We start from the raw sequence: 14,524 nt of genomic DNA on the forward strand, positions 1-14,524 counted from the left end.
CGTACGTATGCCGGAGGGCCGGCACCCCGAGTGGGGTGCCGGCCCTCCGGCGTGTGAAGCGGGCGAGAACGCGCTCAGGCCGCGGTCTTGCGGGCCGTCTGGAAGGCCGCGTAGCCGCCGACCGCGAAGAAGAGGAACGTCATGGGGTCGGCGTTCTCCTTCCAGCCGTCGAACAGCAGGGAGATGCCGAGGTTCAGCACGTCCGTGGTGGAGACGCCGGCCTCGTCGGCGGTGATCATGGCCATGCCGAACATCTGGCCGCCGAGGACGGCGGCAAGGGCGAGCAGGACGCTGATGACCGGCAGGAGGGGGTTGCGGCCGCCGATCTTGCCCGCGGCGAGGCCGATCACGGCGCCCACGGCGATGGCGGCGTAGCCGATCTCGTACTTGGTCGCGCCGATGATCGCGCCGTAGATGGCGCCGATGACCAGGGCGGCGACGACGGCCGCGACGATGCCGAGGCCGATGTTGCCGGAGGCGGCCGGGGCCGGGGCGGGGGCCTCGGTGAAGGAGTCGGGCGCGGGCGGCTGGAAGTTCTGGCTCTGGCTCATGGGAAATCCCCCCCAGGGATTCGGGCGCACGTCTGCCCGTAGGTCATAAGTGCGAGATAAGTGACGCCGCAGGCTAGCAGTCGGCCACGACATCCGTGAGGGGGAATTTTCGGTGGTGAGCCGGGGTGAGGGGCGCCGTCAGAGGCGGTGGGCCGCGCCCGCCGGGCTGGCGCCGCGGGTGTCGAGGAGCAACTGGGCCTTGACCGCGAGTCCTTGGAGGTCGTACGTGCGGTGGTGCTGGAGCAGGATCGTCAGATCGGCGTTGGCGGCGGCCTCGTACAACGATTCGGCACGGGGGACCGGTTGGTCGCGTACGCGCCAGCCCGCGATGTACGGGTCGTGGTAGCTGATCAGTGCGCCCAGGTCGAGGAGGCGGCTGGCGATCTCGCGGGCCGGGGAGCCCTCCTGGTCGGCGAGGTCGGGCTTGTAGGTGACACCCAGGAGCAGGACGCGGGCGCCGCGGGCGGACTTTCCGTGCTCGTTCAGGAGGGTGGCGGAGCGCTGGATGACGTACTGCGGCATCCGGTTGTTGATCTCCTGCGCGAGGCCCACCATGCGCAGGGGGTGGCCGGGGGTGCGGGTGGTGTGGGGGAGGTAGTTCGGGTCGAGGGGGACGCCGTGGCCGCCGACGCCCGGGCCGGGGCGGAAGGCCTGGAACCCGTACGGCTTGGTTTCGGCGCAGCGGATGACGTCCCAGAGGTCGACGCCGAGGTCGTGGCAGAGGACCGCCATCTCGTTCATGAGGGCGATGTTGACGTGCCGGTAGTTCGTTTCGAGGAGCTGGACGGTCTCGGCCTCGCGCAGGCCGCGGGCGCGGACCACCTTCTCGGTGAGGCGGGCGTAGAAGGCGTGGGCGGACTCCGTGCAGGCGGGGGTGAGGCCGCCGATCACCTTGGGGGTGTTGGAGATGCCGTGCGTGCGGTTGCCGGGGTCGAGGCGGCTGGGGGAGTAGGCCAGGTGGAAGTCCCGGCCCGCACGGAGTCCGGAGCCCTCTTCCAGGATCGGGCGGAGGTAGTCCTCGGTGACGCCCGGGTGGGCGGCGGATTCGAGGATCACCGTGGTGTGGGGGCGCAGGCGGGCGGCGAGCGCGCGGCCGGCCCCGCCGACGGCGGAGAGGTCGAGCGCGCGATCGGCGCCGAGCTGGGTGGGGGCGCAGATGACGGCGGTGCGGACCCGGCCGAGCTCGGCGGGGTTGGTGGTGACCCGGAAGCCGGCCGCCGACATGCGGCGGATCTCGGCGGCGGTGAGGGTGGAGTCCGTGACCGGACCGCTGTCGTAGCCGACCGTCTCGATCCCGGCGGCGACGGCCGCCTGGGCGAGGGGGAGGCCGAGATGGCCGAGTCCGATGACGGCGAGGTCTGCGGGCATGGGGGTGCCGTCCCTTCCCTGACATGAGGGGGATGCGCGCGCAAGGCCTGTGGACAGGGGAGCCCGACAGGAGCTGGCGCAATGTCAGGTTAGGCGTATATATGACAGATATGTCGCATTCTGGAGTGGTGGCCACCCGTGTGTTGTCCACAGGCGGTGGCTGATGAGGGTGCGGGCGGTCAGAATCATGAAAACGGGGCATGTGAGCGGGATCACCCGCATCAACGGGAGGCAGCCGTGAGGACAGCGACACTGGGGCCGGCGCAGCGCGCCGAGGCCCTCGCCCGGATGGCCGAGCGGGAATTGGACCTGCTGGTGGTGGGCGCGGGCGTGGTCGGCGCGGGCACCGCCCTCGACGCGGTGACCAGAGGCCTGTCGACGGGACTGGTGGAGGCGCGCGACTGGGCGTCCGGCACGTCGAGCCGGTCGAGCAAGCTCATCCACGGCGGGCTCAGGTACCTGGAGATGCTCGACTTCGCCCTCGTACGGGAGGCGCTGAAGGAGCGCGGGCTGCTCCTGGAGCGCCTCGCCCCGCACCTGGTGAAGCCGGTGCCGTTCCTGTACCCCTTGCAGCACAAGGGCTGGGAGCGGCTGTATGCGGGCTCGGGCGTCGCGCTGTACGACGCGATGTCGGTCTCCAGCGGGCACGGGCGGGGCCTGCCGGTGCACCGGCACCTGTCGCGCAAGCGCGCGCTGCGGGTGGCGCCGGCGCTGCGCAAGGACGCGCTGGTCGGAGCCCTGCAGTACTACGACGCCCAGATGGACGACGCGCGGTACGTGGCCACGCTGGTGCGGACGGCCGCGGCGTACGGGGCGCATTGCGCCAACCGGGCGAGGGTCGTCGGCTTTCTGCGCGAGGGCGAACGGGTGGTCGGCGCGCGGGTGCAGGACGTCGAGGGTGGCGGCGAGTACGAGATCCGCGCGAAGCAGGTCGTGAACGCGACGGGGGTGTGGACGGACGACACGCAGGCCCTGATCGGGGAGCGCGGGCAGTTCCACGTACGGGCGTCCAAGGGCATCCACCTGGTCGTGCCGAAGGACCGGATCCATTCGAGCACCGGGCTGATCCTGCGGACCGAGAAGTCGGTGCTGTTCGTCATCCCGTGGGGGCGGCACTGGATCGTGGGGACCACGGACACCGACTGGGACCTGGACAAGGCGCACCCGGCGGCGTCGAGCGCGGACATCGACTACCTGCTGGAGCACGTGAACTCGGTGCTGGCGGTGCCGCTGACGCGGGACGACGTCCAGGGCGTGTACGCGGGCCTGCGGCCGCTGCTGGCAGGGGAGTCGGACGCGACGAGCAAGCTGTCGCGCGAGCACACGGTGGCGCACCCGGTGCCGGGGCTGGTGGTGGTCGCGGGCGGCAAGTACACGACGTACCGGGTCATGGCGAAGGACGCGGTCGACGAGGCGGTGCACGGGCTGGACCAGCGGGTGGCGCAGTGCGTGACGGAGGACGTGCCGCTGGTGGGGGCCGAGGGGTACCGGGCGCTGTGGAACGGGCGGGCCCGGATCGCCGCCCGGACGGGGCTTCATGTGGTGCGGGTGGAGCACCTGTTGAACCGGTACGGGTCGCTGACGGAGGAACTGCTGGACCTGGTCGCCGCCGATCCGGGGCTGGGCGAGCCGGTGGCGGGGGCGGAGGACTATCTGCGGGCGGAGATCGTGTACGCCGCCTCGCACGAGGGGGCGCGGCACCTGGACGACGTGCTGACGCGGCGGACGCGGATCTCGATCGAGACCTTCGACCGGGGGACGCGGTCGGCGCGGGAGTGCGCGGAGTTGATGGCGCCGGTGCTGGGCTGGGACAAGCAGCAGATCGAGAAGGAGGTGGAGCACTACGAGAAGCGGGTGCAGGCGGAGCGGGAATCGCAGCGTCAGCCGGACGACCAGACGGCGGACGCGGCGCGGCTGGGGGCGCCCGACATCGTTCCGTTGTAACTCCGGGATGCGGAAGGGGGAACCGCGGACCCGGGGCGCCCGTCCGTTGCGGAGTGAGGGACAATGAAGGTTCTGCCGGGGCGGGTTACCGCGGACCCCGGCCGCCGGGCAGCTCGGCCGCCGGGCAGCTCGGCCGCTGGGGCGGGCGGAGCAGAGGCACGATCGCAGAGGGGACGCATGTCTAAGCCGGAGACGCCTGCGGCGCAGCAAGACGGTGTGGAGCCCGTGCCCGTGCCCATGCCCGCGGCTGCGGAGCCGGATACCGCCGAGGCGGGGGCTGCCGCCGAGCAGCCGGAGCCGGCCAAGCCCGCGGCTGCGCCCGCGGAGCCCGCGCTTGCGGCCGCTGAGCCGGATCCGGTCAAGGGTGGTGCCGCGCCCGCGAAGGCGGCCGGGGCTGCGCCGGAGCCCGAGCCTGCTGCCACCAAGCCGAGCCTGGTCAAGGGTGAGGCGGAGTCCGCGGAGTCGGGCAAGGTCGAACCCGTGGATGCGGAGCCGGACGCTGCCGCGGCCGAGAAGCCGAAGGCGGCCAAGGGCACGGCTGGGGCTGAGGCTGCGGCTGCCAAGCCGGACAAGGGCGAGCCGGCCAAGGACCAGGGGCGGTTGCTCGCCGGGCGGTATCGGCTGGGGGCCGTGCTCGGCAAGGGCGGGATGGGGACCGTCTGGCGGGCTCAGGACGAGACGCTGGGGCGGACCGTCGCCGTCAAGGAGCTCCGGTTCAGCACCGGGGTCGATGAGGACGAGAAGCGGCGGCTCATTACGCGTACCTTGCGCGAGGCCAAGGCCATTGCCCGGATCCGGAGCGGGGGTGCCGTCACCGTCTATGACGTGGTCGACGAGGACGGCCGGCCTTGGATCGTCATGGAGCTCATCGAGGGGCCCTCGCTCGCCGAGTTCATACGGGAGAACGGCCCCCTCACCCCGCACCGCGCCGCCGAGGTCGGCCTCGCGGTGCTCGACGTGCTGCGCGCCGCGCACGGCCAGGGCATCCTGCACCGGGACGTCAAGCCGTCCAACGTGCTCATCGCCGCCAGCGGCCGCGTCGTCCTCACCGACTTCGGCATCGCCCAGGTCGAGGGCGACCCCTCCGTCACCTCCACCGGCATGCTCGTCGGCGCGCCTTCCTACATCTCGCCCGAGCGCGCCCGCGGTTACAAGCCCGGCCCGCCCGCCGACATGTGGTCGCTCGGCGGTCTGCTCTACGCCGCCGTCGAGGGCGTGCCCCCGTACGACAAGGGCTCCGCGCTCGCCACCCTCACCGCCGTGATGACCGAGCCGGTGGACCCGCCCAAGAACGCCGGTCCGCTGACCGAGGTCATCTACGGCCTGCTCGCCAAGGACCCGGCCCACCGGCTCGACGACGAGCGGGCTCGGGCGATGCTCACCGCCGTCCTGAACGCGCCCGAGCCCGTCGCGGCGCCCGAGCCGGCCCCGGCCGCCGAGGAGACCCGGCAGATCTCGCTCGCCGACGCCAAGGCGGCCGCGGAGAAGGCCGCCGCGGAAAAGGCCGCCGAGAAGGCGGCGAAGAAGGAACGCGAGCGGCGGGAGCGCGAGCAGCGCGAACGCGCCCGCGCCGCACTGAAGTCGGCCCGCAAGGCGGCGGCGGGAGCCGCCGCCACGCAGACCGCCTCCGCGGCGGAGGCGCCGGCCGCGCCGGCCGCCGAGCCCAAGGCCAAGTCGGCCCCGGTGGCGGCGCCGCTCACCGATGTCATGCCGCGCCGCACCATCGCGCTGGCGATAGCCGCCGTGGTCGTCGTGCTGGCGACGGTCGGTTCGCTGATCGCCTGGGCCATCAGCGGCGACGACGCCAACGGACGCAAGAACGAGGGCAAGAACGGCGGCAAGCCCACCCCGGGCGTCTCCGCGAGCAAGTCCCCGGGCGGTGGTCAGGCGGGCAACGCGCCGGCCTCGCCGCAGTCCTCCCCGAAGGCGAGTGAGCCGGGCGGCGGTCAGGGACAGACGCCGTCCAACGCCAGTGGCGGCGGCAACGCGAGCCAGGGGCAGGGCGCTGCGCCCGGTGGCTCGGGCAGCGGACTCCCCGCGGGATACGCGTTGGTGACGGACCCTGGATTCCACTTCTCGATGGCGATGCCCGAGGGCTTCCACAAGACGGGGATAGCCGGGAAGAACTCGGGCGGCATATACAGCCGCGACGGCGGCTTCCCCCGAATACAGGTCGACTACAACAACAGCCCGAAGGACGACGCCCGCAAGGCCTGGCTCGAATCCCACCCCGGTACGGCGGCCAGCAGTACGAACTACAAGCTGATCAGCATCGAGCTGGCGAGCTACCGGAACTACCCCACCGTCGCCGACTGGCAGTTCGAGCGCGACCACGACAGCCTCCGGGTCCGGGTGCTCAACCGCGGCTTCAAGATGGACGCGACGCACGGCTACGCGATCATGATCAGTTGCGCCGCCGACCAGTGGGACGGCGCCGAGTGCACGCAGATGCGTAACACCGCCTTCGAGACCTTCCAGCCGCTCGGCTGACCCCGGGACGCGGGCGGCCCCGGCGACGTATCGTGTCAGCGGGGCCACGGGGGTGCCCCCAGTACTCGGGGGAGGCGATGTGGAGGAGTACGCGGGCCGGATCCTGGCCCACCGGTACCGCCTGCCGCTGCCGCCGACGGACGAGTACGAGCTGATCGAGACCCGCGCCTTCGACACGCGGAGCGGGCAGGAAGTCCTGGTACGGCAGGTGCCGTTGCCGGAGGTCGTGGACGCGGAGCTGGTCGACGGCTCGCGGGCCGTTCCGTCGGCGGGGCGGCGCGACCCGGCGGACCTGCCGGCCGTACGGCGCGCCATCGAGGCGGCGCAGGCGGCGGCCGCCGTCCCCGACCATCCGCGGCTGGACCAGGTCTTCGACGTGTTCGCCGAGGACGGGTCGCTGTGGATAGTGAGCGAACTGGTCCCGGCGAGGCCGCTGGCGGCGCTGATCGCGGATGAGCCGTTGAGCCCGTACCGGGCTGCGGAAGTGGCCTCGGACGTGCTGACCGCGCTGCGGGTGCTGCATGCGCACGGGTGGACGCACCGGAACATCACGGTGCGGACGGTGCTGGTGTGCGAGGACGGGCGCGTCGTGCTGACCGGCCTCGCGGCCGGCGCGGCGGAGGAGGCCCTGTGCGGCTACGACCCCCTGCCGGGGCGGGACGCCTCCGGCGGGGACGGGGGCTGGGGCTCCTCCCCTGCCGGTTCGCCTGCGGCGGGCCCGGCCGTTCCCCCTGCGCGGGGTTCGGCGGAGTGGAGCGGCGCGGCCGCTGCGCCTGTGGAGGCCGGTGCCCTCGGAGGGGATCCGGGCGCGTCCGGGGCGGGTTCGGGGGTGTTCGGCTCTGACGGGTCCCGCGCCGGGGATGACGGCGGGCCCGCTTACGCGCCGTTGGTGGCTCCGGGGTACGACACCGGGCCGCGGTACAACGACCACATCACCCCCGGGCGGCCGGAGGAGCGGCCCGACCTCAAGGCGGCCGCGCGGGCCGGGGCCATCGCCGCGTACCGGGCCGGGGCCCGGGCGGCCGCCGCCAAGGTCACCGAGCAGCGCAAGTCCGGGTCCGACCCCATCGTGGTGCCGGAGCCGCCGCGGCCCGCGGGGTCGACCCTGCCTCAGGGGTACTCGTACCCGTACGGCAACCCGGAGACCGGCGACCCCGTCCCCTGGCACGGGGCCACCCCGCGCCGCCCGGACCTCTCCGACCCGGAACAGCCAGCCCCGGCGGACCCGCCCGGGGCCACGGCGCAGCCGCAGCCAGGTCCTTGGCCCGAGTTGGAGCCGCGGCCCGCGGGCAGTCCGGGGCCGGGCGCGCGCCGGGGTACCTCCTCGGGCGCCGAACGTGGCCAGGGGGCGGACAGTGAGAGCGGAACAGCGTTCGGCGCCCTGCGGGGGCACCCCGGCGCACATCCGGCCCCGGCGGCACTGACGCCGGGAGGCCCGGGGCAGCCGGCGGAGGGCAGCGGGCGGCCTGCGCTGCCGGCGCAGTTGGCCTTGCCGCAGGGGTATCGGCAGGCCGACGAGGTGCCGGCCGTGGCCGCACGGTACGCGCCGGTGCAGCCCAGCGGGTTGGGGGCCGAGCGGGCGCGGCAGACGCGGATGGCCGTGGTCGGGGCCGTCACCGAGCGCTGGGCTCCCGAGCAGGCCCGCAGCTTGTCCGGGCCCTGGCAGCTGGCGGCTCCCATCGGGCCCGCCACCGACCTCTGGGCGCTCGGCGCGCTGCTGTACCGCGCCGTGCAGGGGCACGCCCCGTACCCCGAGGACAGCGTCGCCGAGCTCGTCGAGACGGTGTGCGCCGAACCCCCCGCGTTCGCGGAGGAGTGCGGTGCGCTGCGCCCCGTCGTGGAGTCGCTGCTGCGTCAGGACCCGACCGAGCGCCCCGACTTCGAGGAGCTCCGCGGCTGGCTGCGTTCGCTCGTGCGGTCCGCCCCCGAGCCGGAGGCGGCCCCGCTGCCGGAGCCCGACCCCGCGCGGCTGCCCGTCGTGCGCCGGCGCGGCGACCTGCACGGGCGGCACCGCAACCCGGCCGCCCCCCGCAAGCCCCGCGCCCTCGGCCGGACCCTGCTCGTCGGCATCCTGGTGCTGCTCTCCGGAGCGGTGGCGTACGCGCTGCTGTTCATGCCCCGTTCCGGCACCCCGGAGGCGGAGTCGAAGAACACCCCCGCCGGCAGCAGTGCCAAGTCGCCGTCGCAATCGCAGTCGCCGAAGCCGGGTCCGAGCCCCTCCCGGGCGCCGTCCGGGACCGGGACCCCCGAGTCCAACCCGGCGCCGCAGACGACCGCCCCCGCCGCGTCCGCCCCGCCCGGTTACACCACCCAGCAGGACCCGGAGCACTTCGAGATCGCCGTGCCCGACGGCTGGGAGCGCCGCGGGATCAACGAGGCCGGTCAGGTCCGCTACACCGACGGCCAGTTCGTCCTGACCGTCGTCCCCGGCCGGGACAAGGTCCAGGGCAACCCGGACCCGGCGGCCTACCAGAAGGACAAGGAGCCGGAGCTGACGCCGTACCGGACTTCCACCTGGTCCACGGTCGGCGACATCAAGACCACCAAGGTGGGCCAGCAGCTGCGCGCCACCGGCCGGTACACGTGGATCGACGGCACCGGCCGCAACGTCTTCGCCCGCAACTTCGTCGTCGCGCTCGGGGGCAGCTACCACGTCGTCATGGTGACGGGGCCCGAGGATGAGCAGGGCAAGGTCACCGAGGTCTTCGAGAAGGCCACGGCCAGTTACAAGTCGGGCGGCTGACGACTGATCAGTACGGCGATTGCGTCACAGTGCGGGCCATTCGCGGCCGCGCGGTTCCGACAGCACCCGTGCGCTCCGTAATCTGGCCTGAAGTGCAGAGAGCGGCGGGGTTTCGTGGAACAGCAGACAGGTGGGGGCGCCGTGCTGGCGGGCCGGTACCGGCTCGTCGAGCCGATCGGCCGGGGCGGCATGGGCAAGGTGTGGCGCGCGCATGACGAGCTGCTCCACAGGACCGTCGCCGTCAAGGAACTGACGGCGGGTCTCTACGTGGCCCAGGCCGACCGGGACGTCATGCACGCCCGGACCCAGAAGGAGGCCCGGGCCGCGGCCCGGATCCAGCATCCGGCGGTCGTCACCGTCCACGACGTGCTGGAGCACGACGACCGGCCGTGGATCGTCATGGAGTACATCGACGGTCCGTCCCTCGCGGAAGCGGCCAAGGCGGCCGGCCGGATCGAGCCCCGTGAGGCGGCCAGGATCGGGCTGCACGTGCTGGGCGCGCTGCGCGCCGCGCACGCGGTCGGCGTACTGCACCGGGACGTGAAGCCGGGCAACGTGCTGCTCGCCAAGGACGGCCGGGTGCTCCTGACGGACTTCGGGATCGCCGCGATCGAGGGCGACTCGTCCATCACGCGCACCGGCGAGATCGTCGGCTCCATCGACTACCTGGCCCCGGAGCGGGTCACCGGCGGGACCCCCGGCACGGCCTCCGACCTGTGGTCGCTGGGCGCCACCCTCTACACGGCGGTCGAGGCGCGTTCGCCGTTCCGCCGCACCTCGCCGATCTCCAGCCTCCAGGCGGTGGTCAACGACGAGCCGCCGGCCCTGAAGCAGTCCGGGGCGCTGGGGCCGGTCATCACCGCCCTGCTGCGCAAGGATCCGGCGGAGCGGCCCTCGGCCGAGGAGGCCGAGCGGATGCTGCTGGAGGCGATGGAGGGCCGGGAGCCGAAGGCGGCGCAGGCGTACGTACCGACGCGCGCGGTCACCCCCGAGGAACTCGACTCGGCGCAGGAGGCCGCCGGGGAACCGGCCCCGACGACGGAGACCGCGCAGACGGCCGCGCTGCCGGAGTCCCCGGAGACCGTTGTGCCGCTACCGGCCCCCGCCAAGGCGAACGGCTGGATCAGACGTGCCGCGGTCATCGCCCTGGTGGCGGCGCTGATCGGCGGCGGCGGTGTCTTCGGCGTGATCAAGCTGACCTCGGACGAGGGAGGCGAGGGCGGCGGCTCCGACAAGAACACGAGCGCCCCCGACACGAAGTCCGGCGAGGACGACGGGGAGTCCGCGGCGCCCGCGGGCTGGACCGAGGTCACCGACCCCACCGGCTTCACCCTGTTCGTCCCGGACGGCTGGACGCGCCAGATGAACGGCGACCAGATCGACTACACCCCGGACAACGGAAAGCACTTGATCCGGATCGCGGTCGACCCCACGCCGGACTACGACACCCCGTACGCGCACCTGACCGACCTGGAGAAGCAGGTGCAGAAGCGGACGGACTACAAGAAGCAGCTGCTGAACCAGAACACCTTCCGGGACACCGTCCGGGCCGCGCTGTGGGATTTCACGTGGACCGAGAAGCAGAACCACCCCGGGCCGCGCCGGGCGAGAGAGCAGATGTACATCGCCCCTGACGGCACCGAGTACGCGATCTACATGTCGAGCCCCGCCGCCGACTGGCACACCACCCAGCAGCAGTTCGACACGGTCCTCAGCGGCTGGGAGCCGCCCGCCCCGAAGTCCTGATCCCGTCATCCCGCCAGCAATCACTGGCGGAAATGGCAAAATCCGGTTACCCACGGGTACCCAAAGGCCCGCGGGCGCAATACGCTCACCGCCATGACGGACTCGCAGGCCCCCGCCGCCCCCCGGACCGCACCGCAGCCCACCAACCCGGTCGCCCCGGCCCCGGCCGGCGCCCGGACCGCCGCCGACGTCGTGACCCCCGACCTGGTCGCCCGACTCACCCGCGGCGTGATCGGCTCCGGCCGCACCGCCAACCACACCCCCTTCACCGGGGACAAGCTGGCGGACCTGCCCGAGGCCACCCCCGAGGACGTGGCGACCGCCTTCGAGCGGGCCCGCGCCGCGCAGCCCGCCTGGGCCGCCGTCCCCGTACGCAAGCGGGCGGCGGTGCTGCTGCGCTTCCACGACCTGGTCCTGGCCCGGCAGGCCGAGGTCCTCGACCTGATCCAGCTGGAGACCGGCAAGGCCCGCCTGCACGCCCACGAGGAGGTCCAGGCGGTCGCCGTCGCCGCCCGCCACTACGGCCGCAAGGCCCCCTCCTACCTGCGCCCCAAGGGCCACACGGGGGCCATGCCCACCCTCACCAAGGTCACCGAACTGCGCCAGCCGCGCGGGGTCGTCGGCCAGATCGCCCCCTGGAACTACCCGCTGGAGCTGTCGGTCGGCGACGCCCTGCCCGCCTTCGTGTCCGGCAACGCGCTGGTCATGAAGCCGGACACGGAGACCGCGCTGACCGCCCTGTGGGCGCGCGACCTGCTGATCGAGGCCGGGCTGCCCGCCGAGGTCTTCCAGATCGTCCTCGGCGAGGGCCCCGTCGTCGGCCCCGAGGTGGTCCGGCACGCCGACTACGTCTCCTTCACCGGCTCCACCCGTACCGGCCGCGAGGTCGCACGGGGCGCGGCCGACCGCCTCGTCGGCGTCTCCCTCGAACTCGGCGGCAAGAACGCCATGCTCGTCCTGCACGACGCCGACATCGAGAAGGCCGCCGCGGGCGCCGTCCGCGCCTGCTTCTCCTCCGCCGGCCAGCTGTGCATCTCCATCGAGCGGCTCTACGTCCACGCCTCGATCGCCGACGCGTTCGTCGAGCGGTTCGCCGCCCGCACGAAGGCGATGCGGCTCGGCGCCTCCCTCGCCTATGGCGCCGACATGGGCTCGCTCGTCGGTGAGCGCCAGCTGGAGACCGTACAGCGGCACGTGGACGAGGCCGTCGCCAAGGGCGCCACCCTCGTCGCCGGCGGCACCGCCCGCCCCGACATCGGCCCGCTCTTCTACGAGCCCACCATCCTCGACGGGGTCGAGGCACCCATGGCGGTGTGCGGCGAGGAGACCTTCGGCCCGGTCGTCTCCGTCTACCGCTTCACCGACGAGGACCAGGCCATCGCCGAGGCCAACGCCACCGCCTACGGCCTGAACTCCAGCGTCTGGACCAAGGACTCCCGCCGCGGCCACGCCGTCGCCGCCCGCCTGCGCACCGGTACCGTCAACATCAACGAGGGCTACGCCCCCGCCTACGGCAGCGCCCAGGCCCCCATGGGCGGCATGAAGGACTCCGGCCTCGGCCGGCGCCACGGCTCCGAGGGCATCCTCAAGTACACCGAGGCCCAGACCGTCGCCCACCAGAGGCTGCTCCCGATGGCGCCCTCGCTGGGCATGGACGACGAGAAGTACGCGGCGTTCATGACCCGCAGCCTCAAGGTCATGAAGTCACTCCGATTCCGCTAAACCCGACTCCGCTAAGGGGCAGCACCGTGTCTGAGTCTGAGTCGTACGACTACGACGTCCTCGTCATCGGATCGGGCTTCGGCGGGTCGGTCTCGGCGCTGCGGCTGACCGAGAAGGGCTACCGGGTCGGCGTCCTGGAGGCAGGGCGCCGCTTCACCCGCGCGAACCTGCCGAAGAACAGCTGGGACCTGCGCAACTACCTGTGGGCGCCCGCCCTCGGGCTGTACGGGATCCAGCGGATCCACCTGCTCGGCAACGTGATGGTGCTCGCGGGCGCCGGCGTGGGCGGAGGCTCGCTCAACTACGCCAACACCCTCTACGTGCCGCCCACGGCCTTCTTCGAGGACCGGCAGTGGGCGTCCATCACCGACTGGCGGGACGAACTCGCCCCGTACTACGACCAGGCCAAGCGGATGCTGGGGGTGCGGCTGAACCCGACGATGACCCCCTCCGACGTCCACCTCAAGGCGGCCGCCGAGAAGATGGGCGTCGGGGACTCCTTCCACATGGCCCCGGTCGGCGTCTTCTTCGGCGACGGCGACGACGCCGAAGGACAGTCGAAGGTCCGGCCCGGGGACGAGGTCGCCGACCCCTACTTCGGCGGCGCCGGCCCCGCCCGCAAGGCCTGCACCGAATGCGGCGAGTGCATGACCGGCTGCCGGCACGGCGCGAAGAACACCCTGAACGAGAACTACCTGCACCTCGCCGAGCGCGCGGGCGCCGTCATCCACCCCATGACCACGGTCACCGCCCTGTCCGAGCACCCCGAGGGCGGCTACCGGGTCCGCACCGTTCCCACCGACGGCCGGCGCACGGGCCGGGCGAAGGTGCTGCGCGCCCGGTACGTGGTCGTCGCGGCGGGCACGTACGGCACCCAGACCCTGCTGCACACGATGAAGGACCGCGGCGAGCTCCCGCGCATTTCGGACCGGCTCGGCGACCTGACCCGGACCAACTCGGAGGGCCTGGTCGGCGCGCAGACCGACGACCGCCGCTACCGCAAGCGGCACGGCAAGGAGCGGCGGGCGGACTTCACCCGGGGCGTGGCGATCACCTCCTCGGTGCACCCCAACGCCGACACCCACATAGAGCCGGTCCGCTACGGCAAGGGCTCCAACGCCATGGGGTTCATGACCGTCCTCCAGGTGCCCTACGACAGGCACCGGGTCCGCGCCTGGTTCGCCCGCACCGCCAGGCACCCGGTCCAGCTGCTGCGCTCCCTCTCCAACCGGCGCTGGTCGGAGCGGACCATCATCGGCCTGGTCATGCAGTCGCTGGACAACTCGCTGACCACCTACCGCAAGCCCGGCGGCATCGGGAAGGGACTGCTCACCGCCCGGCAGGGCCACGGCGCCCCCAATCCGGTGCAGATCGCCGAGGCCACGCAGGCCGCGACCCTGCTGGCCGAGGAGATCAACGGCTTCCCGGGCAGCAACATCGGCGAGCTGATGGGCACCCCGCTGACGGCGCACTTCCTCGGCGGCTGCCCGATCGGCGCCTCGCCCGAGGAGGGCGTGGTGGACCCGTACCACCGGCTCTACGGGTACCCGGGCATCTCGGTGGTGGACGGCGCGGCCGTCTCCGCGAACCTCGGGGTCAACCCGTCGCTGACGATCACGGCGCAGGCGGAGCGGGCGATGTCGTACTGGCCCAACCGGGGCGAGCAGGACCCGCGGCCGGAGCAGGGCGCGGCCTACGTACGCGTCGCGGCGGTGGAACCGGCCCGTCCGGCCGTCCCGAAGGAGGCCTTCGGCGCGCTGCGGCTGCCGTTCCTGGCGGTCCCGGAGATCCCGCCGAGGAAGGCCGAAACGGCCGGGTGATCCCCGGGTGACGGCGGTGGGGGGGGGGCGGGCCCCCCCCCCCCCCCCACCCCCCCCCGCCCGGGTTCGGGGGGGGCGGGGGGGGGTTGTGTTTTGGGGTAAGGGAAAGCGCGCGGCGGAGTGGGTGTAGATATGGGCTC

General features: G+C 73.1%; 8 protein-coding genes. 6 read left to right on the forward strand and 2 right to left on the reverse strand.

Annotation, left to right across the window (positions count from 1 at the left end):
- Positions 1 to 74 precede the first annotated feature (74 nt).
- Positions 75 to 551 carry a hypothetical protein gene (locus ACGFYU_RS32380; protein ID WP_393830864.1) on the reverse strand — a complete coding sequence of 159 codons (477 nt, stop codon included), beginning with the start codon at positions 549 to 551 and terminating at the stop codon, positions 75 to 77.
- 138 nt (positions 552 to 689) lie between these two features.
- The gene (locus ACGFYU_RS32385) at positions 690 to 1,919 is read right to left on the reverse strand and encodes a nucleotide sugar dehydrogenase (RefSeq protein ID WP_393830865.1); all 1,230 of its coding nucleotides are present in this window, start codon (positions 1,917 to 1,919) and stop codon (positions 690 to 692) included.
- Between the two features lie 237 nt (positions 1,920 to 2,156).
- On the opposite strand from ACGFYU_RS32385, the gene ACGFYU_RS32390 reads away from it, so the two are divergent.
- The 6 genes from ACGFYU_RS32390 to ACGFYU_RS32415 all read left to right on the forward strand — a co-directional run bounded on the left by ACGFYU_RS32390 (position 2,157) and on the right by ACGFYU_RS32415 (position 14,384).
- On the forward strand, positions 2,157 to 3,863 hold the full coding sequence (locus ACGFYU_RS32390; RefSeq protein WP_393830866.1) for a glycerol-3-phosphate dehydrogenase/oxidase: 1,707 nt from the start codon (positions 2,157 to 2,159) through the stop codon (positions 3,861 to 3,863).
- Positions 3,864 to 4,100: 237 nt separating this feature from the next.
- Entirely contained in the window at positions 4,101 to 6,353 is a 2,253-nt protein-coding gene (locus tag ACGFYU_RS32395; RefSeq protein WP_393830876.1) for a serine/threonine-protein kinase, read from the forward strand.
- Between the two features lie 79 nt (positions 6,354 to 6,432).
- Positions 6,433 to 9,096, forward strand: coding sequence for a protein kinase (locus tag ACGFYU_RS32400; RefSeq protein ID WP_393830867.1), 2,664 nt, complete (start codon positions 6,433 to 6,435; stop codon positions 9,094 to 9,096).
- Positions 9,097 to 9,210: 114 nt separating this feature from the next.
- Entirely contained in the window at positions 9,211 to 10,842 is a 1,632-nt protein-coding gene (locus tag ACGFYU_RS32405) for a serine/threonine-protein kinase (protein ID WP_393830868.1), read from the forward strand.
- Positions 10,843 to 10,935: 93 nt separating this feature from the next.
- Positions 10,936 to 12,564 carry a succinic semialdehyde dehydrogenase gene (locus ACGFYU_RS32410; RefSeq protein WP_393830869.1) on the forward strand — a complete coding sequence of 543 codons (1,629 nt, stop codon included), beginning with the start codon at positions 10,936 to 10,938 and terminating at the stop codon, positions 12,562 to 12,564.
- A gap of 26 nt (positions 12,565 to 12,590) precedes the next feature.
- Positions 12,591 to 14,384: a GMC oxidoreductase gene (locus ACGFYU_RS32415; protein ID WP_393830870.1), complete on the forward strand. Its 1,794-nt coding sequence runs from the start codon at positions 12,591 to 12,593 to the stop codon at positions 14,382 to 14,384.
- Positions 14,385 to 14,524 lie beyond the last annotated feature (140 nt).

Origin of the sequence: Streptomyces sp. NPDC048337 (assembly GCF_043201175.1) — a bacterium.
Lineage (GTDB): Bacteria > Actinomycetota > Actinomycetes > Streptomycetales > Streptomycetaceae > Streptomyces.